The following is a 24,406-nucleotide window of genomic DNA, read 5'->3' on the forward strand; positions in this document are numbered from 1 at the left end:
CTACCCGGTCCTGCCCTGCGCCAGGCGTTCGAGGGCGCCGCGGGCGACGTCGGGGCGGGTCGTGTACCAGAACGGCGGAAGCGACCGGCGGAGGAAGGGGCCGTATCCCCGGGCGGTCTCCAGCCGGGAGTCGAGCACCGCGACCACCCCCCGGTCGCCGGTGGCGCGGATCAGCCGGCCCACGCCTTGGGCGAGCCGGACGGCCGCGATCGGCACGCTGACCGCGGCGAAACCCGACCCCCCGTCGGCGTCAACGGCGGCGGCACGGGCAGCGGCGAGCGGCTCGTCCGGTCGTGGGAAGGGCAGCCGGTCAACGACCACCAGCTGACAGGCGTCGCCCGGCACGTCCACCCCCTGCCAGAGCGACATCACCCCGAACAGGCAGCTCGCCTGTTCTTCGCGGAATCGGCGGACCAGCAGTGGCAGCGCCTGCTCGCCCTGGAGTAGTACGGGCAGGTCGGTGCGTTCCCGGAGCAGCTCCGCCGCCTGCTGCGCGGCCCGCCGGGACGAGAAGAGCCCGAGCGTCCGTCCGCCGAGCGCCTCGACCAGTTCGAGAAGCTCCGCGCCGGCGGCATCGGGCAGCCCGGAGACGCTGGGTCGGGGTAGGTGCGCGGCGACGTAGAGGATCCCCTGCCGGGCATAGTCGAACGGAGAGCCGACGTCGAGCGACTGCCAGTCCGGACCTGAGGTGACCGGCGCCTCGGTCGTGGCGGCCGGAACCTCCAGGCCCAGCGCCCGGGCGACGTTGTCGAAGCGGCCCCCCAGGGTCAGGGTGGCCGAGGTGGCGACGACGGTGCGGTCTTCGTAAAGGTGGGTGGCGAGGGTGCCGGCCACCGAGAGCGGGGCGACCACCAGCGCCCGCCGCCCGGTGGAGTCGTTGCGCTCCACCCAGGCCACGTCGTGGTCGGCTTCCTCCAGCAGTCGCTGCGCGGTGCCGGACAGCTCGTCGAGTACCGCCTTGGCCTGCTGTTTGCGGACCGGGTCCGGGTCGTCGGCCTTGACCTCACCGATCGCGTCGAGCGCCGCGCGGGTCGCGGCGTCGAGCAGCGTGCACGCCTCCCGCAGCGGGGTCGGTAGACCGGTGGTGAGCCGACCCGCGGGGGCCTCGGCGAGCCCGACGGCCAGGGCGTCGCCGGCCGCGGTGAGCGCCTCGGCTGTCTCGGGGCGGAGTAGTGGGCGGGCCTGACGGGTGGACCGGTCGACTGACTCCGGCACCAACTCGGCCTGCGCGGCGGAGGAGACCCGATCGACCAGCTCGTGTGCCTCGTCCACGATGAGCAGCTGGTGTGGCGGAACGATGTGTCGCCCGGCGAGCATGTCCACCGCGAGCAGGCTGTGGTTGGTCACCACGACATCGGCCTCGCGGGCTCGGGCCCGGGAGGCGTCGGCGAAGCACTCGGCGCCGAACGGGCAACGGGCCGCACCGACACACTCCCGCGCCGGCATGGACACCAGGCGCCAGGCCTGCTCGTCAACGCCGGGATCAAGTTCGTCCCGATCGCCGGTGTCAGTCTTCTCGGCCCAGTCGCGGAGCCGTTGGACCTGCCGGCCGAGGCGGCCGGCCTCGCCGAGCCAGGTCGTGCCGCCCGGCCTCGGCGCGTCGAAGAGGGTGTCGCCGGGCTCCTCCTCGGTGGCATTGTCGAGCCGGGCCAGGCAAAGGTAGTGGTGCCGCCCCTTGAGCACCGCGAAGGTGGGTCGCCGGCCGAGCAGCGGCTCCACCGCGTCGGCCAGCCGGGGGAGGTCGTGGTCAACCAGTTGGGACTGGAGCGCGAGGGTGGCGGTGGAGACCACCACCGGGCCGTCAACGGTGAGCGCGGGCGCCAGGTACGCCAGGGACTTGCCGGTGCCGGTGCCGGCCTGCACCAGCAGGTGCTCGCGGGCGGTTACCGCTGTCTCAATCGCTGTTGTCATCTCTTGCTGACCCGGGCGTGCTGCGCCTCCGGGGACCGCCTCGACCGCCGCAGCGAGTAGGTCGGCGCCGGTCACCTCACCGCCGGAGCGCCGGCCGCCGGCTCGGGGCTTTGGGCTGGCGGAGTCGGTGGCGGTGCGGGGAGGGGTCACCGTGTGACGGTACCGGTCGGCACCGACTGCCGGCTTCCGGCGGGCGGCGCGGCGTCGTCACGGTCCGGCATCTGACCGGTGGCGTCCCGTTATCTCCTTGCTACGTCGGATCGCCGGAATCGGCTAGGGTGCCAGTCATGCCGAGCGACACGGTCCGCGTGATCTACCGCAAGTACGACGGCAGCGCCCACCGCGACTACCCGGCTCGCCGGCTGGCCGAGGATGATCTTGGCGTCTGGCTCGGCGTGCCGGTCGGCACGGCCTCGGTCTACCACGGCCGCCCCTCCGTCGAACAGATCCCGTTCGTGCTCCTGGTGCCGCATCACGCGTGGTGGACCGGCATGTTCAACCCGCCGCCGCGGACCAGCGAGGTCTACTGCGACATCGCCAGTCCCGCCCGCTGGGAGAACGACGACACCGTGCACCTCTTCGACCTTGACCTGGACGTGGTGCGCCGGCGTGGCTCCGGCCTGGTGGAGCTGCTGGACGAGGATGAGTTCGCCGAGCACCGTAAGCGGTTCGGCTACCCGGACGAGGTGGTTACCGAGGCGCGCACCGCAGCCCACTGGCTGTTCGCTGCGTTGGGCGATGGCACCGAGCCGTTCGCTACGTCGTACCGAAAGTGGCTGGCGCTGGTCATCTGAACGGGCTGGCTGGACCATGCCCCTCCACCGACCCGTTTTCGGGTGGGCGGTGCTGCCGGTTTCGCGGGGTGGGCGGTGCTGCCGGTGTTGCTGCTGTCGAGCTGCCCCAGCTGTGAGACCGGGCGTCTCATGCAGCCGAGATGCTCCGCCGAGCCAGCCGAAAACTCCGTATGTCTCCGGGCCAGTCGTGGCCCGGAGCCGGATCAGTGTGAGGTATATCGCTGCCCCACCCTTGAGTGCAGCTCGACAGTGTGCATAACAGCCTGTTCATGCCCCCGTGGGTGGTGGGGTGGTGGGGGCAGGTTCGGCTTCGGACGCCTGGGGTAATCGCCGCCTGTCGGCCCGCTGGCCGGCCCGGCACCCGGACCAGCAGGCTGCAACCGATGAAGGTGAACAGATGGTTAACTGAGTGTGAATGTGGGTAGGCTAGTGGTGGGCCGGTTCATTTGGCATTTCGGCGGCACCTAGCATTCCCACTCGGGCCACCCGCGAGGTGGCTACCACCCCCCCCCGCCGACACGACGAGGTCCGTCCTGTGAAGTTTTCCTTCCGCCCGAACGAGGGTGCCTTCTACGAGCTCTTCACCAGGGCCGCGCAGAACTTGGTGCGGGGCACCGAACTCCTCAACGAGCTGGCTCTGCCTGGCGTGGTGGTGCAGTCGGTCAGCGAGCGGCTCACCGAGGTGGAGCACGACAGCGACCAGATCACCCACGAGCTGTACAAGAAGATCAACTCTACCTTCATCACGCCGTTCGACCGCGAGGACATCTACCGGCTCGGCTCGCTGCTCGACGACGTCATGGACCACCTGGAAGCGGTCGGCAACCTGCTCTACCTGTACGGCCTGACCGAGCTGCCGTCGCTGCCGCGGGAAATGCACGAGCTGGTCAACGTCTTGGACCAGCAGGCGAGGCTGACCGCTGAGGCGATGCCCCGACTGAGGTCGATGCGGGACCTCGAGGACTACTGGATTGAGTGCAACCGCCTGGAGAACGACGGCGACCAGGCGTACCGGATGCTCCTGGTTCGGCTCTTCTCCGGCGAGTACGACGCCTTGACCGTGTTGAAGATGAAGGAGGTCGCCGACGAGCTTGAGGCCGCCTGCGACGCCTTCGAGCACGTGGCGAACACAGTCGAGACAATCGCCGTCAAGGAGTCCTGATCCGTGACCCCTGAACTCATCGCCGTGCTGGCGGTGATTGCAGTTGCGTTGGTTTTCGACTACACAAACGGATTCCACGACGCCGCCAACGCGATCGCGACCAGCATCTCCACCCGGGCGCTGACCCCCCGGGTCGCCTTGGGCATGGCGGCGATCGGCAACTTCATCGGTGCGCACTTCGGTGCGGAGGTCGCCAAGACCGTCGGCAGCGGCTTGGTGGAGCTGCCCACCGGTACGGCCAGCCTGGCGATCGTCTTCGCCGGCGTGGTCGGTGCCATCGTCTGGAACCTTGTCACCTGGTACTTCGGCCTGCCGTCGTCCTCGTCGCACGCCCTGATCGGGGGCCTGGTCGGCTCCACGGTGGCGGCGTCCGGCGCCGTGCTGTGGAGCGGCATCGGCCAGAAGGTCATCATTCCGATGGTCCTGTCGCCGATAGTCGGTCTCCTGCTCGGCTACTTTGTGATGGTCGCGGTGCAGTGGATCTTCCGGCGGGGGCACCCGGGCAAGCTCAACCGGGGCTTCCGTTGGGCCCAGAGCGCCTCGGCCGCGGCCATGTCGGTCGGCCACGGCATGCAGGACGCGGCGAAGACGATCGGTATCGTGGTGCTCGCCCTCTTCGTGGGTGGCTTCCAGGACAGTGCGACGCACATCCCGGAATGGGCCTTCTGGACCTCTGCCGCGGTGCTCGCCGCCGGCACGTACGCCGGTGGGTGGCGGATCATCCGGACCCTCGGCCGGAAGATTATCGACCTGCGGCCGCCAGAGGGCTTCGCCGCTGAGACCGTGGCCAGCTCGGTGCTCTACTTCAACGCGCTGGTGCTGGGCGCGCCGATCTCCACCACCCACACGATCACCTCGGCGATCATGGGTGTTGGTGCCACCAAGCGGCTCTCCGCCGTTCGGTGGGGGGTCGCCGGCAACATCGTGGGCGCCTGGATTCTCACCTTCCCGGCGGCCGGCAGCATCGGCGCCCTGACGTATTTCCTGGTTCGTCCGTTGTTCAGCTGAGGTGCGGGCAGGGGCACTGGGCGTTCTGCCGGCCGGGATCTAGGCTCGCTCCATGATGAGCGACGGCGATGGTTTCCCTGCCCCATCGGCGCTGGTGGAGCACGCCCGCCGGTTCCGCGAGCAGGGGAACACCCCGGCAGCACCCCGGGTAGCGGCCACGGTCCTGCTGCTTCGGCCCGCCGCCCCGCCGTTCTCTGCCCCGCCGTCTGCCGCCCCGCCGTCCGCCGGCCGGGACGGCTTCGAGGCGTACCTGATCCGCCGGGTCGCGGCGATGGCCTTCGGCGGCGTGTACGCCTTCCCGGGTGGCGGCGTGGACCCCTCGGATTCGATGGCGCACGTCGACTGGGCCGGTCCGACCCCGGCGCAGTGGGGAACCCGGCTGGGGCTGGCGCCGACGGCGGCGCAGGCGGTTGTCTGCGCCGCCGCGCGGGAGGTGTTCGAGGAGGCCGGGGTCCTGCTCGCCGGCCCGGACGCCGACACGGTCATCGGCGACGTGGCCGGCGGTGACTGGGAGGCCGCCCGAGTAGCTCTGGAACGGCGGGAGGTGGGCTTCGCCGACCTGCTCGCCCAGCGAGGGCTCACGCTCCGCTCGGATCTGCTGCTGCCATGGAGCCGGTGGATCACACCCGAGTTCGAGCCGCGTCGGTTCGACACGTACTTTTTCGTCGCCCGGCTACCGGCGGGGCAGCGTACCCGGGATGTCTCCGGTGAGGCGGACCGCACGCTCTGGATCTCCCCGGCCGACGCCTGCGCCGCCGGGGAGCTGACCATGCTCCCGCCCACCCTGGTCACCCTCGGGCAGGTGGCAGCCTGCCGGGATCTGGCTGGTGTCATCGCCGCCGCGGCGACCCGTGATCCGGCGACTCCGGTGCTGCCTCGGCTGGAGGACTCTGGCGCCGGCCCGCCGAGGTTCCTCCTGCGCTGACTGATTAATCAGCCTGCCCTGCCCTGCCCTGCCCGGTGCCGGCGCCGGTGGCCGGATTCGGCTGATTCGGGCCACAGCCGGTAGGTTGCTGTCTATGCGATGTGGCTGACTCGTGGTTCGCCACGGCGTACCCGCCCTCGGGACGACGGCGGAGCCGCGAGGCGAGCAGGTGGAGGCGCGATGGTCCGGAGCGGCTACGACGAGCAGCTTGATCGGTTGACTGGCGCCCTGGCGGTGATGAGTCGGGAGGCCGCGGCGGCGATCCGGGGTGCGGGCACCGCGCTGCTGGATGTGGACCGGGAGGCGGCCGAGCAGGTCGTTCGGAATGACGAGGTCCTCGATCAGCTTCGTTGGGACATTGAGGCGGCCGTTCCGGAACTGCTCGCCCGGCAGCAGCCGGTCGCCTCGGACCTGCGCCTGGTGCTCTGCGCCATCCGGATCGCGGCCGACCTTGAGCGGATGGGTGACCTGGCCGTTCACATTGCCAAGGTCGTGCAGATGCGGTACCCGGTCATGGTCGTCCCGCCGCCGGCGGCTGCCGTGGTGACGGAGATGGCCGAGGCGGCGGCGCGGATCGCGGAGAAGGCCTCGACCGTGCTCACCACCCGTGATCCGTTGACCGCCATGCAGATTGGGCTCGACGACGACGAGGTCGACACGGCCCAGTCGCGCCTGTTGTCGCTTCTGTTGGCCAGCTGGCAGTACGGGGTGGAGAGCGCCATCGACCTCGCCCTGGTCGGTCGCTACTACGAGCGGTACGCGGACCACGCGGTCAACGTGGCGCGTCAGGTTGTCTACCTGGTCACCGGCACGATTCGGCTCTAGGCCGGTCGCGTCGGCGCCGGCTCGCGGACCGGGGCCCGGTCGCGTCGGCGCCCGCCCCCGCAGACCCGGGGCGGGCACCCGACACGACCCCAGAGTTGGGGCTGCGATTGGGACATCTGGGCAGTTGGCGGCTGGAAAGTCACAATGCTGATGTTCCCCGCCACGATTTTCGTCGTGGAGTTCACTTTTCGTTCACTTAGCGCCGGTCGCGCGGCTACCTGGGCCTTCTACCTTGACTTCTCGTACGGCCCGGACGGGCTGGCACACCCCGATAGAGAGGCTTTCTGGTGAACCGCAACGTGCTTTCGCGGCGCGTCCTCGCCGGCACCGCGCTCGCCGCGCTCGCGCTTACCGGCTGCAGCAGCAATAACGAAAGCGCCGATGGTGGCGACCAGCTTTCGGGTGAGGTCAAGGTCAACGGCTCCAGCACCGTCGCTCCGCTGAGCGAGGCCGCGGCCACCTTCTACCGGGAGGTCCAGAACGGCGTCAACGTCTCCGTCGGTACCTCCGGCACCGGTGGCGGCTTCGAGCGGTTCTGCAAGGGGGAGACCGACATCTCGGACGCCTCCCGTCCGATCAAGGAGTCGGAGATCGAGGCCTGCGAGGCGGCCGGGATCCAGTTCAAGGAGCTGGTCGTCGCCAACGACGCCCTCACGGTGGTCGTCAGCAAGGACAACGACTGGGCCGACTGCCTCACGGTTGACCAGCTCAAGGCGATCTGGGAGCCGAACTCCAAGGTCGCCAACTGGAACCAGGTCGACCCCAGCTTCCCGGACGAGCCGCTGAAGCTCTTCGGCCCGGGCACCGACTCCGGCACCTTCGACTACTTCACCGACGAGATCAACGGTGAGGAGGGCGCCAGCCGCACCGACTACACCGCGTCGGAGAACGACAACGTCGTGGTGCAGGGCGTCGCCGGCACCAAGGGCGGCCTGGGCTACTTCGGCTTCACCTACTTCGAGGAGAACGCGGACAAGCTCAAGGCGCTCAAGGTCGACGGCGGCTCCGGCTGCGTCGAGCCGAGCCTGAAGACCGCGCAGGAGAACACCTACCAGCCGCTCTCCCGGCCGCTGTTCATCTACGTCAGCGACACCGCTGTCAAGAAGGAGCAGGTCGCGGACTTCGTCAACTTCTACATCGAGGAGATCGACGACATCGTCCTGGAGGCGAAGTACGTCCCGCTCACCGAGGAGCAGAAGAGCACCCTCCAGGCTGAGTTCGACGCCCTGAAGGCTGCAGCCTGACGTGTCCACCAGTACCTCGAACGCCGGTTCCGCCGCAGGCAGCGCCCTGCGGCGGGGCCGGCGTCGCCCCGTTGACAGCACCGTCAGGGTCCTGCTCGTCGCTGCCGCGTTGGTCTCGGTCGCCACCACGATCGGGATCGTCATCGCGCTGGTACAGCCGACGATCGGGTTCTTCCAGCAGGTCAGCGTCGTTGAGTTCATCACCGGCACGAGCTGGACGCCGACCTTCGCGCAGAAGGCATACGGCGTCCTGCCCCTCGTCGCCGCCACGCTGACGGTGACCGGCGTCGCGCTGACCATCGCCGTTCCGCTCGGCCTCGGCTCGGCGATCTACCTCTCGGAGTACGCCAACCCGGGTACCCGCAAGGTACTCAAGCCGATCATCGAACTGCTCGCCGGCGTGCCGACTGTCGTGTACGGCTTCGTCGCGCTCTTCGCGCTCAACCCGCTGCTGCAGAAGTGGTGGCCGACCGACGATGGGCCGGCCTTCCAGAACCTGCTCATCGCCGGTATCGCGATGGGCATCATGATCGTGCCGACCATCGCCAGCATCTCCGAGGACTCGATGGCCGCCGTTCCGCGCAGCCTGCGCGAGGGCGCGTACGCGCTGGCCTCCACGAAGATGCAGGTGTCCACCCGGGTGGTGGTGCCGGCGGCGATGTCCGGCATCGTCGCCGCGGTTGTCCTGGGTATCTCCCGCGCGGTGGGGGAAACCATGATCGTTACGATCGCGGGTGGCCTCACCTCTGACCGGATCGTCCTCAACCCGCTGGAGGGGGCGGCGACCATGACCGCCTTCATCGCCAACATCTCCTCGGGCGACATCCCGGTCGGGTCGCTCGACTACGACTCGGTCTTCGCCGTCGGTGCGCTGCTGTTCCTCATCACCTTCGCGCTGAACGCGGTGTCGATCCGGATGGTCCGTCGTTTCCGGGAGGTCTACGAGTGAGCACCCCCACCATCACCACCGAGACCCGACCGGACCCGTCCGCGTCGGGTAACGCGCTGACCCAGCGCCGTAGCCGGCCGGGTGAGGTCGCGTTCCGGCTGGCGATGCAGGCCTGCCTGTTGATCGCCTTCGGTGTACTCGCCGCCCTGCTGACCTGGGTGCTCGTCAAGGGCTGGAACCGGCTGGACTCCCGGCTGTGGACCGAGATGCCCACTGGCCTGGTGAGCCGGCTGGACACTGCTGGTGTGCAGTCCGCGCTGGTCGGCACGCTTTGGATCATCTCGTTGGTCGCGCTGATCTGCCTGCCGATCGGGATCCTGTCCGCGATCTACCTGGAGGAGTACGCGGACAACACCCGCTGGTACAACCGGCTGCTGGAACTCAACATCCAGAACCTCGCCGGCGTACCATCGATCATCTTCGGTATCCTCGGCCTGGGGATCATCGCCCGGGCGCTCGGCCTCGGGTTCACGGTCATCACCGCGGCGATCGTCCTGTCGCTGCTGGTCCTGCCGGTGGTCATCATCGCCACCCGGGAGGCCATCCGGGCGGTACCGCAGTCGATCCGGCACGCCTCCTACGCCCTTGGTGCGACCAAGTGGCAGACCGTGTCGCGGCAGGTGCTGCCGTCGGCGGTTCCGGGGATCGCCACCGGATCGATCCTGGCCCTGTCTCGCGCGATCGGGGAGGCCGCCCCGCTGATCGTCCTAGGCGCGGTCACCTTCATCACCTTCAACCCGGATGGGCTGGACAGCGGGTACACCGCGCTGCCGATCCAGATCTACACCTTCATCACCCGCTCGCAGTCGGAGTACACGGAGCTCGCTGCCGGTGCCATCGTCCTGCTGCTGGCGATTGTGCTCGCGATGAACTCGATCGCGATTTTCGTGCGTAATCGGTTCGAGAAGCGCTGGTGAGTAGTCCGATGACGGATCACCGGCTCCACCGTCCCACCCACCCCATCCAGAGGTGAGCACCGTGAACCCCACCGACACCACCAACCGGCCCGGCGTCAGCATCGCCAGCGTTGGCGCCCAGTCGACCGGAACCACCAAGCCTGACGCGGCGGACCCGGTGATGGAGCTCTCCGGCGTCAGCGTGTACTACGGCGCCTACGAGGCCGTACGGGACACGTCGATGCCGATCCAGGAGAAGCAGATCACGGCGATGATCGGCCCTTCCGGGTGCGGCAAGTCGACCATCCTGCGGTCGTTGAACCGGATGAACGACCTCATCCCCGGAGCCCGCGTCTCCGGGGCGGTGACGTACCACGGCCAGGACCTGTACGCCAAGGACGTTGACCCGATCGAGGTCCGGCGCCGCATCGGCATGGTCTTCCAGAAGCCGAACCCATTCCCCAAGTCGATCTACGACAACGTGGCCTACGGGCCGCGGGTCACCGGCATGCAGGTCGCCAGCATGGACGACCTGGTGGAGAAGGCGCTGCGCGACGCCGCCCTCTGGGACGAGGTCAAGGACAAGCTCAAGACCAGCGGTCTGGCCCTCTCCGGCGGTCAGCAGCAGCGGCTCTGCATCGCCCGGACGATCGCCGTCCGGCCCGAGATCATCCTCATGGACGAGCCCTGCTCGGCGCTCGACCCGATCGCCACGGCGAAGATCGAGGATCTGATGGCGGAGCTGTCGAATGACTACACGATCGTCATCGTCACCCACAACATGCAGCAGGCGGCCCGGGTGAGCCACCACACCGCCTTCTTCACCGCCGAGCTGGACGAGCGGCAGGAGCGGCACGGTCGGCTGGTCGAGTTCAGCCAGACAGGCAAGCTCTTCACCAACCCAGCGGACAAGCGCACGGAAGACTACATCACCGGCCGCTTCGGCTGAGCCCGCGGCCGGTGTCGATGAATAACGTCGTCGAGAACACCAGGGGTGACTACCGAGCGGAGGGACGCTTTCAACTACTTGTGGTGGATGACGACAAGGTCGCCGGCCCAGAGCTGGTGACGGAGTTGTCCGCCCTCCGGGTGCAGGGGCGCTACTTCCCGCACGCCGCCGAGGCGCTGCTGGCCGCTGGTGCCCTGCAACCGGACGCGGCTGTCGTGTCGGCTGGGCTCACCACCATGGCCAGCACCGAGCTGGTCCGACTGCTGGTCGGGCAGGCCGGCATCCCCACCCTGGTCGGGGTGGGGGATGACGACGGGTCGGTGGTTGTCGGGGCCCTTCGGGCCGGCGCCACCGCCTGCGTCCGGCGGCCGTACCGGGTGGACGAGGTGGTGCCGATCCTGCGCGGGATCCGACCGGAGACCGCCGGCAGTCTGGATCCGCCGGTCGAGCTGGGCGGTCTCCGGATGGAGCCGGCCACCTATGAGGTGACGCTGCACGGCCGGCCGGTGTCGCTGCCGTTGAAGGAGTTCCGGCTCCTGTACTTCTTCATGACACATGCCGACCGGACGGTCAGCCGGGAGCAGCTGTTGTCGGCGGTGTGGGACGGGTCGACCGGGGAGAGCTCGAACACCCTCACGGTGCACATCAAGCGGCTCCGCAGGCGACTGGAGGCGGAGGGGGAGCAGCAGCCGCTCATCATCACGGTGCGAGGGCTGGGCTACCGTTTCACCCCGCCGGAGCGTTAGCCCAGCTGGTAGTTGACGTGCGCTGACCAGCGGGCGAAGCCGAGCCGCTCGTAGAGGGCCACCGCCGCGGTGTTGGACTCGTCCACGTAGAGCATCACCCGGTCCAGGCCTCGCTGGTCGCGGAGGTACGCCAGCCCGGCCGCGGTGAGCGCTTTGCCGAGCCCTCCACCGTGGGCGGTCGGGTCAACACCCACCACGTACACCTCGCCGATGCGGGCGGAGCCGGGCCGGTCGTGGACCTTGGTCCAGTGGAAGCCGAGCAGCCGTCCGGCCGGGTCGACGGCGAGGAGGAAGCCGGCCGCGTCGAACCACGGCTCGGCGCGGCGGGCCCGCAGGTCGGCGGTGGTCCAGCGGCCCTGTTCCGGGTGGTCGGCGAAGGATTTGGCGTTGAGTGCCAGCCAGGCGTCGTCGTCGGCCCCGGGCCGGTACGCGCGCAGTGTCACCCCGTCCGGTAGGGGCGGCTGCGGGATCGGGGCGGTGAGGGGCCGGCGGAGCTGCCAGAGCACCCGGGCCCGCCGGTAGTCCAGGTCCACGGCGAGCGCCGCGGCGGAGGGGTGGTCGCCGTGCGCCCAGGCGCGGAGCGGGCCGGTGACGGCGGCGCGTACGGCCCGGGCCAGGGCTCTTCCGGTTCCCCGGCGTCGGTACGCGGGGTGGACCGCCAGCTCCACTCCGGTGCCGGTGGCGGGGTCGGTGGTGTCCAGGTGCGCGTACCCGGTCAGGGCGCCGTCGGCGGTACGGGCGGTGAGGTGGCAGGTCGGTGCGTGCGGGTCGCGGAGCCGGAGCAGGGTGTGCTCGTCGAAGGGGTCCGCGCCGTCGGCATCTCCGGCGGCTCGGGCGAGCGCCAGTACGTCGGTGATCTCCGGTGGGTGGAGCCGGTCGGTCCGGGTCACCCGGTCGCTGGCGGGTTCGGTGCTGTTCATCCGGTCACGGTAGCCCGGACACCGGTCAGGTGATGCCGGGTGCAAGCCCCGTTACCAGGAACCGGGCGGTGAGCTCGGGCAGGATTCGGTTGAGGGCGTCCACGGTGTCCTGCCGGGGCCCACCCGCATCGTGCAGCAGCACGATCGAGCCGGGTTCCACCCCGTCGAGCACGGTCGTCGTGATGTGATCGGCGCCGGGGCTCTCCCAATCCCGTGGGTCGATCGTCCAGTGCAGCGGGGTCATTCCCAGCTCCTCGGCCGCGGACACGATCGAGTAGGTCCAGGCGCCGCCGGGCTGGCGGTAGTACGCGATGGGGGCGTCGGGGACGGCGGCGTGGATCGCGTTGCTGGTCTGGATCAGGTCTGCCCGGATCTCGGCCGGTGACCGGGAGCCGAGGGCGATGTCGTGGTTCCAGGTGTGGTTGCACAGGGTGTGCCCGTCGGCCACGATCGCTTGGACCAGCTCCGGGTGGGCGCTGGCGTTCTCGCCGGTCAGGCAGAAGGTGGCGGTGACCCCGTACGACCGCAGGGACCTGAGGATCTGTGGGGTGTACTGGGGGTCTGGTCCGTCGTCGAAGGTCAGGGCCACGGCCGAGGTTTCGGTGGTGCGCTGGGTGCCTTCGTCGTAGTAGTCGCTACTCGGGGTCGGCTCTGGGGCGGCTGCGGTGTCGCCGTCGCGCTCCCGCGGTGTGGTGGTGCTGCCGTCGGGTGTTGGTGCCCCGGAGGGGGCGAGTTGGTCGGGCGAGTGCGGTGTGGTGGCGTTGCTGGTGATGTCGTCCCCTGTCGGCGCTATGCCGCGCCCGATCGCGAACGCGGAGCCGAGCAGCGCGATCACGACGACTGCCGCGATGGCGAGGGAGCGGGTGGCGGGGGTGAGCTGTCTCAACCCGCCCATCCGGGCGGGTTCGCCGCCTTTCATCTGCACCGTATGTACCCCCGTACTTACCGGTAAGCGGTTCTCGAACATGAGGATAGTCCCGATTATCGGTAATAATCGGGCAAATAGTTAACAGCGGATCAGACGGGAATCGGGGCGGGCTCCGACTCCGGTAGCGCCCGGGCGGGCGGAACAACGAACTTGTAGCCGACCTGGCGGACAGTGCCGATCATCGACTCGTACTCGGAGCCGAGCTTGGCGCGCAGCCTTCGGACGTGCACGTCCACGGTGCGGGTCCCGCCGAAGTAGTCGTAGCCCCACACCTCGCGCAGCAGTTGGTCCCGGGTGAAGACCCGCCCCGGATGCTGCGCCAGGAACTTGAGCAGTTCGAACTCCTTGTACGTCAGGTCGAGGGGGCGGCCCTTCAGCTTCGCGGCGTAGGTGTCCGGATCGATGGTCAACTCGCCGGCGCGGATCGAGCTGTCGGCCCCCGTGGCGGTGTCTGCCAACCGGCCGATCACTAAGCGTAACCGGGCTTCGACCTCAGCGGGGCCGGCTGAGGCGAGGATTACATCGTCGACGCCCCAGTCGGCGTTGAGTGCGATCAGTCCGGCTTCGGTGACGACCGCGAGCAGGGGTGCGTTGAGCCCGGTGGCGTGCAGCATGCGGCAGGTGTCCCGGGCCTCGCTCAGCTCGGAGCGGGCGTCGATCACCACGACGTCTGGGCTGGGGCCGGCGACCAGGGTGCGTACGTCGCGGGGGGCGGTGCGGACCGAGTGGGGTAGTAGGTCGAGCGCTGGCAGCACAGCGGATGGTTCACCTGCGCGTGCCGTTACCAGAAGCAGGATCTCCACGATCATCTCCGTCCCGGCGGCGCGGCGGCCGCGCGTGACCAGCGCACGCTCCGCACTGAGGGCACTGGGGTACTGCGTGGACCCGGCGTCACTGACGGGCGGGTAAACAGGTTGAGCCTAACCGATCGCCCTGCGTCAACCTTCGGTGCGAATCTGTTTTGTCCGTTATATCCACAACTGGGGGGTAGGTTTTAACGTCGCCGAAACCATGCGCCCGCGGCGCCGGTGCGGTCTGGCACGATCGGTGGGTGCTTCCCTCCAGCAGGCCCGAGACCGGCCGTGAGCCCTGGCCCGAACAGCCTTCCAGCGGTCCGCCCGCGCCGCGGGCCGGCGGTGACGACGGGCGGCCGGAGCGCGGCGGCCCACGCCGAGCCCGACGGGACGGGGACCCGGGCCGTCGGGCTCCGGGCGATCCCGGTGACGGCCAGGACCAGGACGCGGAGGAGACCCCGCCGGTCGCGGTGCGTCGATCCGTCGCGTTGGCCGTCGCCGGCTTCGCGGTGCTGCTCGGGATGGGCCTGGCGCTGGCGGCGCAGACCAGCGGCCCGGGGCACCGGATACCGTTCACGGTCGTCATCTTCGGCGTCCAGGCGCTCTCGGTGCTGGCCTGGACGATGGCGTTTCGCCCACCAGCGCTGATGACGGTGGCCGGGGTGGGTGCCGCCGCCGCGATCGTCGCCGACACCGTCGCCGTCCGCAGTGATCCGGCCCGGCTGATGCCGCTGGTGCAGGTCCTGCTGGTCGGCCTGGTCGCTGCGGTCGCGGGGCAGTTCATCCGGCGGGTGGACCGGGCGCAGGTTCTCGAATCGCTGCGTGGCACCGTGCTCATCGTCGCCGGGTCCGTCGCCCTGCCCACCATGATCGTGCTCACCCGGATCCCGATGGGCACCCAGGTCCTCACGGTCTGCCTGGTCGCGGCCGGGGCCGCGCTCGCCGTAGCCCGGATCGCCGACGCGTTCGCCGCCTGGCCCCGGCTGGCCCCCCAGGTGCCACGGGGCGCCGTCGGCGTGGTTGGCGGCGCCATGGTCGGCACCATGATCAGCGCGGTCCTGGGCAGCTACCTCGTCACCCCGTTCACCCCGACCCGGGCTGCGATCATGGGGCTCGTCGCGGCGGTCGTCGCCGTCCTGGCCGACCTCGCCGTCGGGTTTGCCGAGGTGGGTCGGGAAATGGCCGGTGAGCCGACCCCCGGGTGGGCCATTCAGCACATCCAGGGTCCACTCACCGGCTTCGCCCTCGCCGCGCCGGCCGCGTACATCCTGTGTCATCTGGTCCTCTGAGCGGTCGGAGCGCCACCGGTCCGGGTAGCCTCGCCGCAGCGACGGCGGTGCCGGGGAGGACGACGGCGGTGACAGAAGCGATGGCGGTGCCAGGAGGAGCTGTGACGACCGAGGAGCGCCCGTACCAGGACGAACGCCCCCGATCCCGGCGTGGGCGACGCGTACTCGTCGTGCTCCTGGTCCTGCTTCTGGGCCTGGTCGGGCTGGTGGTGGTGGCTGACCGGGTGGCAGCGGGGGTCGCCGAACGCGCACTGACCGAGCAGGTTCGCGAGGAGCTCGTCAAGGAGGGTGTTCAGGCCGGGCCGCCCGAGGTCGAGATCGGCGGCTTTCCCTTCGTCACCCAGGTCCTCGACGGCCACTACGAGCGCATCTCCATCCGGCTCGCTGAGGTCCGGGGATCAGTCCAGGGCGACGTGCTGGCCCTGCCGACCCTCGACATCGACGCCTACGACGTGACCGCCTCGCTGGACACCCTTCGTTCCGGACGGGGCGGGGTGACCGCCGGGAGCGTCACCGGCACCGGCACCATCAGCTACGAGAGCCTCGCCGCCCGGCTCGACCAGGAGGGGCTGACGCTGGGGGAGCGGGACGGCCGACTCGCGGTGACCGCCCCGGTGGAGCTCCTCGGGCAGCGGGTGCCGGTCAGCGGCATCGCCGACATCACGGTTGACCAGGGCCAGGTGTCGCTGCGGTTCACCGACCTGACCGCCGAGGGCATACCGAACGGCTCGCTGGTCCGGGCGTTGCTGAGCACCTTCGCCGAGGGCATCTCCGTTGACCTGCCGCTGCCGGTGCTCCCGTTCGACCTCACCGTCAGTGAGGTCCGGCCGCTACCCGAAGGGCTCCAGGTCACCGCGGAGGCGGCCGAGGTGCCGATCCACGCGGCGAGTTGAGTCACGTGGCGAGCTGAGTCACGTGGCGAGTTGAGTCGCGTACTCGTCCCGGATGGTGGTTGAGCGGTGGCGCACGGCGACATCGCTGGTAGTCTCGCTGCCCATGGGGATGTTCCTCACCAAACGGCGCGCGGTCGACCTGTGCCGTGTGGCCACCTGCCTGTGTTGCCCTGTCCGGTTGACGGCGGGGCTGTTCTCGGTCGCCTGACGCGGCCTCCCAGCGTCCAGGGCCTGCGCACCTGACCGGTGCCCCCTCCTGCGCCAAGCAGCGGCGCCGTCGCACGAACCCGTGATCCCGATCCGAGCCATGGGTCCCGCGCGTGGTGAACCACTGACGCACCATGACTTCCCGCGCGCTGGCTCACCATCCATCCTCACCAGGAGTGATCTGATGAGTCGTGACACCGCACTCGTCTCGGCCGACTGGGCCGAGAAGAACCTCGAAACCCCGGGTGTCGTCTTCGTCGAGGTCGACGAGGACACCTCGGCCTACGACACCGGCCACCTGCCCGGTGCGATCAAACTGGACTGGAAGACCGACCTACAGGACCAGGTCCGCCGGGACTTCGTGAACAAGGACCAGTTCGCGGCGCTGCTCTCCGAGCGCGGCATCGCCAACGACGACACCGTCGTCCTCTACGGCGGCAACAACAACTGGTTCGCCGCGTACGCGTACTGGTATTTCGCGCTCTACGGCCACCGTGAGGTCCGGCTGCTCGACGGCGGTCGCAAGAGGTGGGAGCTGGACGCCCGCCCGCTGACCACCGAGGTGGTGTCCCGTCCGGCGGCCCGGTACGTGGCGCAGCAGCCGGACCACACCATCCGGGCGTTCCGCGACGAGGTGGTCGCCGCCATCGGTACGAAGAACCTGGTCGACGTGCGTAGCCCCGACGAGTACGCGGGCCGCCTGCTCGCCCCCGCCCACCTGCCGCAAGAGCAGGCGCAGCGCGCGGGCCACGTGCCCACCGCGATCAGCGTGCCGTGGTCCAGGGCGGCCAACGAGGACGGCACCTTCAAGTCCGACCAGGAGCTGCGGGATATCTACGCCGCTGCCGGGCTGGACGACAGCCGGGAGAGCATCGCCTACTGCCGGATCGGTGAGCGCTCCTCGCACACCTGGTTCGTGCTCCAGGAGCTGCTCGGCCACCGGAACGTGAAGAACTACGACGGCTCCTGGACCGAGTACGGCTCGCTGGTCGGCGTGCCGGTGGCGCTCGGCGACGAGCCGGGGAAGGAGTGAACGTCGTGACTGCTTCGACCACGGCCGGGTGCGCCGCCCCCGATCAGGCCGCCCCGCTGCCGGCCAGCCTCGACCTGGAGAAGGAGACCGTGATCACCGGCCTTGTCCGCGACGCCGCGGGTGAGCCGGTGGCCGGGGCGTACGTCCGCCTGCTCGACTCCACCGACGAGTTCACCGCCGAGGTGGTCACCTCGCCGGCCGGGCAGTTCCGCTTCTTCGCGGCGCCGGGCACGTGGCGACTGCGGGCACTGTCCCGGCACGGCAACGGCGACCTCGTCATCACCGCCAGCCGGGGCATCAACGAGACGACCGTCCCGGTAGCCCTCGACTGACACCCCGCGCTGTCTGCCTGCGGCCCGTTACCTCTGGTGGCGGGCCGCAGCCGTCCGGTCGCGTCGGGCGCGGCCGGCGATGGGCTGGAGGAACCGTCGGGAACAGCCGCCGTCGTGCTCGGGCCGCAGCCGGCAGCGCCAGCCGTGTTCCAGTAGCCGGTCACAGCAGACCTGATGGTGTACGTCGGGTGCGCCGGTGACGGAGACGGTTGTCTCGCCGAGCACCAGCTCGGGCAGGAAGCCCAGGGAGCGGGCCAACGAGCGGGCGAGCAGGCGCGCGCCGGCGAGGTCGTCGGCGTGCAGGGTCGGGTGAGCATCGGCTTGTAGAGGTGCCGGGATGCGTGATCGAATCAACGAGCCACGCGAGGAGCGCCATGCCTGCTGTACCGGATTACCTGAGAATCTCTAACCGAATCATGTCGGACGTCGAGAGCGGCAAGCTCAAGCCGGGTGACAAGCTTCCGTCGATCGCCCAGCTCTGCGAGCTGTATCAGGTCGGCGCGTCCACGATCCGCCAAGTGTCTATCCGGCTGGAGGCGCTGGAGGTGATCAACCGCCACCAGGGCAAGGGTGTCTTCGTGACCGATCCGAAGACGTGGCTCCGGAAGCCCTGAGCCACCGGCTTTGCCTGGCTATCCGATGCCGGCACGTCAACCATTCTTCCTGGCTGAACGGGTCGGGGTGAGCCGTGCCCAGCCACCCCGACCGGGGGATCGAGCCCTTACTCATTGCCACGCGAGGAGTGAGATGCCAGCGACACCGGACTACATCCGGATCTCCGATGAGATCATTGATGACATCAGGTCAGGCCGATACAGAGCGGGGGACAAGCTGCCCTCGATCGCTCAGCTCTGCGAGCGGTACGGCGTAAGTCCGTCCACGATCCAGCTCGTCAACGTACGGCTGGAGGCGCTGGAGGTGATCAACCGCCACCAGGGCAAGGGTGTCTTCGTGACTGATCCGAAGACGTGGCTCCGTAAACCCTGAGTCAGTGGCTCGCCCGGCCATTGGACGAGGCGGAACCGAATTCCTCCGGCTATCCAACGGTCGATCGGGATCCGATGTAGATCAACGACGAGCCTAGGCGTCACGGAACGAGCGGGGTAGCCGATGGTCCGCGGCGATCGCGGCGATCACGACCATGGCCTCCACCGCGAGTAGCACAAAGATCACGCGTACGCCGCCGAGTTGGAGGCGGGAGTTGGCGAACAGGTTCATCCCCATGTCGACCGCCGTCACCGCAGCGGCCAGGCCGATAGTGGCGATAGCCGTCCGGGTGGGCAGCGACCGGATCTTTCCCTTGGGGAACTGAGCGGCATACGCACCCGGCGAGCCGAACTGGTGGGCCGGCTCCTGCCCGGAGTCGTCGGAGCGGCGGCGTACCTCCCGCAGAATCTCGGCGATCTGCGGCTCCGGGAGGCGACGGAGTCGGAGCTGGAAGGCGAGGTTGGCGTAGTAGCTCACTTCGGCTCCATCCCCCGGACGCATTCGACACCGCCATCTTGACCACACCGATCAACGGGACCACTACCGTCTCACGTGTTCGCGGCCGGTTCTACCGCTGGCGGCGACGGTGGCGGGGGATGACCGGGTACGCGGCGATGGCGGGTTGGACGGCCGGCGTGCCGCAGACGACGTTGACCGGCATGTGCCCACACCGCATCGGCCGATACTCAGCACAGGCCAACACCCGGCTGGAGCACCAGCCATCGAGAGTGCACGGTCATCGCCGGCCAGGGACAATGATTATATTTGAGCTCATGCCTGACTCGTCCGTCGGTTCCCGCCTGGCCGCCGCCTTCGTCATTGTTCTCGCCCTCAGCGGCTGCGCCGGGAGCAGACCCGAGCTCACACCCGTGGCCACGCCTCCCAGCCCGCCGCAGACCTCAACCGATGCCATGGACAGCGACCCTTCGCCTACCGGCCCTTCCTACGATGCGGCGAAGCTGGACCTTTGTGCACGTACGGACCTGGACCACATCGCCGACCTGGCGGTGACGGTGACAGGCACCAACCCGGGACCATTCATGGGGAACCCTGACGCTGCGTGTCTGTTCGAGATGCGCACCGAGACGGAGCGCCCAGTAAGCCTGAAAGTCGAGGTGTACACGCCCGTCAGCGCTGACCAGGCCCGCCTACGCTACCAAGCTACACAGCAAGTCACCGTCATGACGCCGGTGGGAGCTATTGCTGGCTTAGGCGACGAGGCCGAGGCGTTTTACAAGAAGTCCGCACCGGGCACCGAGTATAAATATACTGAATACCTGGTACATTCCCGCACCGGAAACCTAGTGGTGGAAGTGTGGATTTCCGTCGGCGATGATTCATACCTCCCGATGTCAACCCTGGCCCCGAAAGCCCTGGCCATCCTCACAGACACCCAGGCGGCAGTACCTGAGGTGTGAATCAACCGAGAACACTACGCCCCCTCTGTGGCAGGCCTCTCATCCGTGGACAGCTTGTGGCCACATCCCGTCGGGGAAATTCATGTGGTCTCCAACCTCAGCATGGATATCCCGCACATTGCCCAAGGCCTCCACGAAACGTGCCCCAATGTCAAGCAAATTATCAAGACCGGCAGTCACAAGACCACCCACTATTTCGGCGAGGGTGGAGATAGCCCAAGGTATGTCAATCACTGTGAGTGCCTCGATCGCGGCCTTCGTCAACTCGCCGGCAATGTCAGTCACGACCTTAGCGAGTCCGATGGCGTAATCGACGTTTCTCTGGGCGATATTGTATAGCCACTGGCTGATGAAGTCCGACTTCTCCACGACATCTTTGGCTGCGGCCGCCTGGGTGGCCACCTTGACCGAGTAGGCTTCTGCCGCTGCGCCGGTCCAGTAGGTGAAGTCTTCGCTAGCCGATTTGCTAATACCGGAGGGAAGTGCGGAAGCGGGTGTGTAGACCTCGTGTAGCCATCGAAAACTAGCAACGATTAGTGACACTACCGGAAGCTGCCTCTCGAGGGCATGATTCACCCGCTCGATGACGGCATTCAAAGCATCGCGGACTTCGTCAAGATTGTTCTTCATCCACCATTGTGCAGCCCAAACCGTCGGGCCACCGAGCGCTCCCTTCCAGTCCAGTGCAAAGTCGACAATTTTGTCGAAAGACTCGACCGCCTTGTCAATGCCCTCGCGAATTTGGTCAAATGCCTTGTTGAAAGGCTCAATGAACTCCGATTCGACAAGTACTTGCTGCACCCGCTCGCGCCCCTCACTCAATTCTGAAAGCTTCTTCGGCCTCAGGTTCAGCCGCTGTGTAAATCTGGTTTAGCTTCAGGGAAATCACCTCGTCTGCCCGATCGTACTCGTCGGCCATGCGCCGCAGGGCTTCCCCGATTTGCTCGAACTCCGGCGCCGCGCCACCGAGGACTCCCGCCAAAAAAGACTGGAATTTCCGGTATGCATCGGAGTGGAGGAGGGCGTTCGCGTCACCGATAAAGAAAGCCGAGTCGTCGAGTTCAAGGCCTTCCACCGCTCTCTTGATATTAGCAGCTTGATCCGCCAGCTTGAACCACTTGCCGCCTTCATTGTAGATGGCCTCGGTGATGACATTTAGTTCCTGCATACGAGATACCCTTACATTCAGCGTCGGGAGCGGGACTCAGCGAAAGCCTGAAAGAGGGTGCGTGCCTCAAACCGCAGCTTGCCGGCGTCGAGCAGGGCAACTCGCCGAACATCGGCGACAATTGCCGCGACCCTACCTCCACGCAGCCGAAGTGTCAGACTACCCGAAGGGCTCAGGATCTCCTCATCGGATACGGGGTCTGGCGGACGACGCATTCGCTCCAGGTGAGAGTCAATATCGTTCAAAGAAAGCCAAGTCCGACGCAACCATTCCCGATCATCGGCGTCATCGGCGTCATCGGCGTTCACGCCCCTCGACGGCGCGGTCCGAGCGGGTGCGGCGGAAGGGCCTCGACGCAGCTGCTGCAGGGCTACCGATTCAACTACCGCAGATGAAGCTGCCGTGTACGCCTCGAACAACGCATCCCCGACCCCACCAACACCCACATGGCTGCGCCACTCTCGCGCAATGTTTACGTCCTGGACGTCACCGCTGTGGTCAACGACAACGGTGACCGACCCTGCACGGTCCTGGCCGGTAAACGTACTGGGTTGCGGCATGGCGTCTGCCTCGGCAAGGGCATCCTCCGCCCGCCTCCGCAACTCGGCGTCATCACCAAAGAAATCGATCCTGGCCAGCAACGGGCGCACCCTCGGTCTATCTGCTTGCATCTGCCCCAGATCCATTGCATCGGGTCACCGGTTGAACTCCCGCGACTAGACAGTCACCGTACGGCAGACCACCCGACTCGTGGGCCCCGGCACCCGACACGGCTCCCCCTGGAAGCCCTCCGGAAGCCGTGCGGCCGGCCAACGAGACACAGCCGCTCTCCAGCAGGGAGGCAGTACCCGGGCGTTTCAAGGGCGTGAGTGTGGTTTGAGCGTCCGGTCATGTTGCGGCCACAGTGGCTATCTTCATGTCCCTTGTGGTGTGACGGTTGGGACGAAGCTCCGGTAGGACGGTCCTTCACCATCCTCGAACTCACACCATGATCTTGACACCCGTGCACGTGTTCGCGGCCGGTTCTACCGCTGACGGCGGCTGGCGATGGTCGGGCGGCTGTGGAGTGCACTGCCAAGGGTTGCCCACCCAATCGTTTGGTACGCCCGAAATGCCCGATAGAATGTTTTTACGATGGTTACAGGTAAAAGTCCGGTCCCGCGTCCTTGGCGGCGCCCCTGGGGCTCATGTCCCGAGACGATGACAAATCGAACGTGAATTTGAACATTGTGGACCAGCCGGCCCAGTGTGATTGTTCACCGTATTCATCACGCGGTGTTGATTTAGCGTCGGTCCAGGTTCTAAGATTTCGCCGACTTCGGTGTTCTCCCGTAGCTTCTGGTCGGCTGGTTGTTCGTCGCCAGCCAACCGGTGGCACAAGGAAGGGGGCGACTATTGTTCGCCTATGCCGTTCGAGCCCCTTTCTACTATGGAGTCGGCCCTCTGGGGGCTGCTAGGTAGCTTCATTGTGGAAGCGCTCGAACTCGGCGCTGCGTTGCGCCGCGCGAAAACCCTGCCCTGGAAACGACCCGACGAGCCGGGACTCCCCGCATACCTGGCCTCGGTCGTGCTCCGGCTTGCCGCTGGTGCGGGACTCGCCGCGCTCATCGGAGCCGACGGGCAACTAGCCAGCCCCTTCGCCGCCGGGCTCCTCGGCATCACGGCGCCGCTATTGATCGAAAAAATTCTGCGCCAGGTTGATCTGACGCCGACCGAAGCCACCGCACCGCACCGCCACTCGACCCTACCCCTCCGTCGTTCCCTACCACCGCCGCTAGTAAAGGACCAGAAGCTGGCCCCGGAAGATGCGGATTCCCCCGATGTCGACTGACTCCTTCCGCCGCCAACTCGTGCTCGCGCTCGGTCGTTCCACCCCCGCTTTTCACTCACCACGAGGAGCCCGACCTGGCCGTTTAAGAAACCTCATAGCTGCCCTGACCCGGCGTACCCCAGCCTTTACCAGCCACCAACCCGGTAGCCTGCCCAGCGCCGATCTCCGCCAGGACACCCCGCGCATCGCTGATTTTCGGAAGAACGACCTGGCGGGCGCGGAGCTCGACAACAGGGATCTTCGCGAGGCCGACCTCGTCGGAGTCAACCTCGCCCGCGCCAACTTCGCCGGCGTCGACCTCACCGGTGCGAACCTCGCCGGTGTTGACCTCCGTGGCGCGGACCTCACCGATGTCGACCTCCGTGGGGCGGACCTCACCGAAGTCGACCTCGCCGGCGCGAACCTCGCTGGTGGTGACCTCCGTGGGGCGGACCTCACCGACGTCAATCTCACCGGCGCGCTCCTCATCGGTGCCAACCTTGCCGGGGCCAACCTCGCCGGCGTCGACCTGACCGCCGCCAACCTCCGCGGCGTTGACCTTGCCGGTGTTGACCTCGCTGGCGTCGAGTTGGCCGCAGCCAACCTCACGGCGGCTGACCTGAAGCGGGCCGATCTCTCCGGCGCGTTTCTCATCGGTGCCAACCTGACCGGTGTGGATCTCGCCGGCGTGGACCTTGCCGGCATCGACCTTCGCGGAGTCAATCTCACCGGCGTCAATCTCACCAGCGCCGATCTCCGTGAGGCCAACCTCGACCGCGCCAACCTCACCGGCGTCAACCTCTGCGAGGCCAACCTCTACGGTGCCGTTCTCACCAGCACCAAACTCGCGGGGGCACGGTGGGATTGGGCCACCATCTGGCCGCCCGAGCGGGCGGCGGAAATCTGGTTCCGGTCGGCGGAACGACCGGATCAACCAGGCGTTTACGTCGTGCTACCGGAAGCCGATGGTCGGGATCGCCCACCCGTTGCCGTGTGACGGACACGTAGGCGTCGGATGGGCGCTACCGCCGTAACGAAGCGGCTGGGTGTCCTAACCACTTAACCCCATGATTCATCTGTCAGCACCACCCTGGGGGAATGGGGGCACGAACTGCGAAACATCGCTTCAGAGGGGGGTTCCGGAAGTCGCACCGAAGCCCCGCGGCCGGCCCGGCCACGATCGCCACGACGCGACGGGAAAAACCGCCCGAAGCACCG

At 67.9% G+C, this 24,406-nt stretch carries 28 protein-coding genes; 20 read left to right on the forward strand and 8 right to left on the reverse strand.

Translation table 11 applies throughout. From position 1 onward, the window contains the following. Positions 1–2,061, reverse strand: a complete 2,061-nt coding sequence (locus tag SALPAC2_RS0118245) for an ATP-dependent DNA helicase (protein WP_018218076.1) — start codon at positions 2,059–2,061, stop codon at positions 1–3. A 137-nt stretch (positions 2,062–2,198) separates the two neighbouring features. Here SALPAC2_RS0118245 and SALPAC2_RS0118250 point away from each other — a divergent pair, with 137 nt between their 5' ends. The 10 genes from SALPAC2_RS0118250 to SALPAC2_RS0118300 all read left to right on the forward strand — a co-directional run bounded on the left by SALPAC2_RS0118250 (position 2,199) and on the right by SALPAC2_RS0118300 (position 11,409). Continuing rightward, positions 2,199–2,705: a DUF402 domain-containing protein gene (locus SALPAC2_RS0118250; RefSeq protein WP_018218077.1), complete on the forward strand. Its 507-nt coding sequence runs from the start codon at positions 2,199–2,201 to the stop codon at positions 2,703–2,705. A gap of 535 nt (positions 2,706–3,240) precedes the next feature. Next, a complete protein-coding gene (locus SALPAC2_RS0118255) occupies positions 3,241–3,867 on the forward strand; it encodes a DUF47 domain-containing protein (protein WP_018218078.1) in 627 nt (208 codons plus the stop codon). 3 nt (positions 3,868–3,870) lie between these two features. Beyond that, positions 3,871–4,875 carry an inorganic phosphate transporter gene (locus SALPAC2_RS0118260; protein ID WP_018218079.1) on the forward strand — a complete coding sequence of 335 codons (1,005 nt, stop codon included), beginning with the start codon at positions 3,871–3,873 and terminating at the stop codon, positions 4,873–4,875. Between the two features lie 52 nt (positions 4,876–4,927). Further along, positions 4,928–5,800: an NUDIX hydrolase gene (locus SALPAC2_RS0118265; protein WP_026184862.1), complete on the forward strand. Its 873-nt coding sequence runs from the start codon at positions 4,928–4,930 to the stop codon at positions 5,798–5,800. Positions 5,801–5,980: 180 nt separating this feature from the next. Further along, the gene (gene phoU, locus SALPAC2_RS0118270) at positions 5,981–6,625 is read left to right on the forward strand and encodes a phosphate signaling complex protein PhoU (RefSeq protein ID WP_018218081.1); all 645 of its coding nucleotides are present in this window, start codon (positions 5,981–5,983) and stop codon (positions 6,623–6,625) included. Between the two features lie 287 nt (positions 6,626–6,912). Continuing rightward, a complete protein-coding gene (locus tag SALPAC2_RS0118280; RefSeq protein ID WP_018218083.1) occupies positions 6,913–7,869 on the forward strand; it encodes a PstS family phosphate ABC transporter substrate-binding protein in 957 nt (318 codons plus the stop codon). A 1-nt stretch (position 7,870) separates the two neighbouring features. Then, positions 7,871–8,818: a phosphate ABC transporter permease subunit PstC gene (gene pstC / locus SALPAC2_RS0118285; RefSeq protein WP_018218084.1), complete on the forward strand. Its 948-nt coding sequence runs from the start codon at positions 7,871–7,873 to the stop codon at positions 8,816–8,818. Further along, positions 8,815–9,735, forward strand: coding sequence for a phosphate ABC transporter permease PstA (gene pstA, locus SALPAC2_RS0118290; protein ID WP_018218085.1), 921 nt, complete (start codon positions 8,815–8,817; stop codon positions 9,733–9,735). The genes pstC and pstA overlap by 4 nt, the downstream gene beginning before the upstream one ends. Positions 9,736–9,796: 61 nt before the next feature. Continuing rightward, entirely contained in the window at positions 9,797–10,663 is an 867-nt protein-coding gene (pstB, locus tag SALPAC2_RS0118295) for a phosphate ABC transporter ATP-binding protein PstB (RefSeq protein ID WP_018218086.1), read from the forward strand. Positions 10,664–10,680: 17 nt separating this feature from the next. Beyond that, positions 10,681–11,409 carry a winged helix-turn-helix transcriptional regulator gene (locus SALPAC2_RS0118300; protein ID WP_026184863.1) on the forward strand — a complete coding sequence of 243 codons (729 nt, stop codon included), beginning with the start codon at positions 10,681–10,683 and terminating at the stop codon, positions 11,407–11,409. On the opposite strand, the gene mshD is transcribed toward SALPAC2_RS0118300, so the two are convergent. The 3 genes from mshD to SALPAC2_RS0118315 all read right to left on the reverse strand — a co-directional run bounded on the left by mshD (position 11,406) and on the right by SALPAC2_RS0118315 (position 14,066). Further along, positions 11,406–12,329 carry a mycothiol synthase gene (gene mshD / locus SALPAC2_RS0118305; RefSeq protein WP_018218088.1) on the reverse strand — a complete coding sequence of 308 codons (924 nt, stop codon included), beginning with the start codon at positions 12,327–12,329 and terminating at the stop codon, positions 11,406–11,408. The genes SALPAC2_RS0118300 and mshD overlap by 4 nt on opposite strands. Before the next feature lie 25 nt (positions 12,330–12,354). Next, positions 12,355–13,224, reverse strand: a complete 870-nt coding sequence (locus SALPAC2_RS0118310; RefSeq protein WP_018218089.1) for a polysaccharide deacetylase family protein — start codon at positions 13,222–13,224, stop codon at positions 12,355–12,357. Positions 13,225–13,346: 122 nt separating this feature from the next. After that, the gene (locus SALPAC2_RS0118315; protein WP_018218090.1) at positions 13,347–14,066 is read right to left on the reverse strand and encodes a winged helix-turn-helix transcriptional regulator; all 720 of its coding nucleotides are present in this window, start codon (positions 14,064–14,066) and stop codon (positions 13,347–13,349) included. 242 nt (positions 14,067–14,308) lie between these two features. Between SALPAC2_RS0118315 and SALPAC2_RS0118320 the strand changes: the two genes are divergently transcribed. From SALPAC2_RS0118320 to SALPAC2_RS0118340, 5 genes are all read left to right on the forward strand, one after another. Beyond that, positions 14,309–15,340 carry a hypothetical protein gene (locus tag SALPAC2_RS0118320; protein WP_026184865.1) on the forward strand — a complete coding sequence of 344 codons (1,032 nt, stop codon included), beginning with the start codon at positions 14,309–14,311 and terminating at the stop codon, positions 15,338–15,340. Positions 15,341–15,441: 101 nt separating this feature from the next. Then, the gene (locus SALPAC2_RS0118325) at positions 15,442–16,233 is read left to right on the forward strand and encodes an LmeA family phospholipid-binding protein (protein WP_018218092.1); all 792 of its coding nucleotides are present in this window, start codon (positions 15,442–15,444) and stop codon (positions 16,231–16,233) included. Positions 16,234–16,342: 109 nt separating this feature from the next. Then, positions 16,343–16,441, forward strand: a complete 99-nt coding sequence (locus SALPAC2_RS28380; protein ID WP_317889013.1) for an Ms5788A family Cys-rich leader peptide — start codon at positions 16,343–16,345, stop codon at positions 16,439–16,441. 183 nt (positions 16,442–16,624) lie between these two features. Next, positions 16,625–17,473, forward strand: coding sequence for a sulfurtransferase (locus SALPAC2_RS0118335; RefSeq protein WP_018218094.1), 849 nt, complete (start codon positions 16,625–16,627; stop codon positions 17,471–17,473). After that, positions 17,470–17,805 (forward strand): DUF1416 domain-containing protein, encoded by a 336-nt coding sequence (locus SALPAC2_RS0118340; protein ID WP_018218095.1) that lies wholly within the window; start codon positions 17,470–17,472, stop codon positions 17,803–17,805. Before SALPAC2_RS0118335 ends, SALPAC2_RS0118340 begins: the two co-directional genes overlap by 4 nt. Before the next feature lie 27 nt (positions 17,806–17,832). Here the strand turns inward: SALPAC2_RS0118340 and SALPAC2_RS0118345 are convergent, their stop codons facing one another. Next, positions 17,833–18,159: a hypothetical protein gene (locus SALPAC2_RS0118345; RefSeq protein ID WP_018218096.1), complete on the reverse strand. Its 327-nt coding sequence runs from the start codon at positions 18,157–18,159 to the stop codon at positions 17,833–17,835. A 20-nt stretch (positions 18,160–18,179) separates the two neighbouring features. On the opposite strand from SALPAC2_RS0118345, the gene SALPAC2_RS0118350 reads away from it, so the two are divergent. Continuing rightward, entirely contained in the window at positions 18,180–18,419 is a 240-nt protein-coding gene (locus SALPAC2_RS0118350; RefSeq protein WP_026184867.1) for a winged helix-turn-helix domain-containing protein, read from the forward strand. Between the two features lie 133 nt (positions 18,420–18,552). After that, positions 18,553–18,792, forward strand: a complete 240-nt coding sequence (locus SALPAC2_RS0118355; RefSeq protein WP_018218098.1) for a winged helix-turn-helix domain-containing protein — start codon at positions 18,553–18,555, stop codon at positions 18,790–18,792. A gap of 93 nt (positions 18,793–18,885) precedes the next feature. Here SALPAC2_RS0118355 and SALPAC2_RS25035 read toward each other — a convergent pair whose 3' ends face one another. Further along, entirely contained in the window at positions 18,886–19,269 is a 384-nt protein-coding gene (locus tag SALPAC2_RS25035) for a hypothetical protein (RefSeq protein ID WP_018218099.1), read from the reverse strand. Between the two features lie 296 nt (positions 19,270–19,565). On the opposite strand from SALPAC2_RS25035, the gene SALPAC2_RS26725 reads away from it, so the two are divergent. Next, complete coding sequence (locus tag SALPAC2_RS26725) at positions 19,566–20,210, forward strand: hypothetical protein (RefSeq protein WP_223874079.1); 645 nt, start codon at positions 19,566–19,568, stop codon at positions 20,208–20,210. Between the two features lie 39 nt (positions 20,211–20,249). Here the strand turns inward: SALPAC2_RS26725 and SALPAC2_RS0118370 are convergent, their stop codons facing one another. Further along, positions 20,250–21,032 (reverse strand): hypothetical protein, encoded by a 783-nt coding sequence (locus SALPAC2_RS0118370; RefSeq protein WP_033661806.1) that lies wholly within the window; start codon positions 21,030–21,032, stop codon positions 20,250–20,252. Then, a complete protein-coding gene (locus tag SALPAC2_RS0118375) occupies positions 21,025–21,378 on the reverse strand; it encodes a hypothetical protein (protein ID WP_018218102.1) in 354 nt (117 codons plus the stop codon). Before SALPAC2_RS0118375 ends, SALPAC2_RS0118370 begins: the two co-directional genes overlap by 8 nt. 1,405 nt (positions 21,379–22,783) lie before the next feature. Between SALPAC2_RS0118375 and SALPAC2_RS0118380 the strand changes: the two genes are divergently transcribed. Then, positions 22,784–23,209, forward strand: a complete 426-nt coding sequence (locus SALPAC2_RS0118380) for a hypothetical protein (RefSeq protein ID WP_026184869.1) — start codon at positions 22,784–22,786, stop codon at positions 23,207–23,209. Continuing rightward, the gene (locus SALPAC2_RS26360; RefSeq protein ID WP_033661805.1) at positions 23,184–24,185 is read left to right on the forward strand and encodes a pentapeptide repeat-containing protein; all 1,002 of its coding nucleotides are present in this window, start codon (positions 23,184–23,186) and stop codon (positions 24,183–24,185) included. Before SALPAC2_RS0118380 ends, SALPAC2_RS26360 begins: the two co-directional genes overlap by 26 nt. The last annotated feature ends 221 nt before the right edge of the window (positions 24,186–24,406 follow it).

This window comes from Salinispora vitiensis, from assembly GCF_000378825.1.
Lineage (GTDB): Bacteria > Actinomycetota > Actinomycetes > Mycobacteriales > Micromonosporaceae > Micromonospora > Micromonospora vitiensis.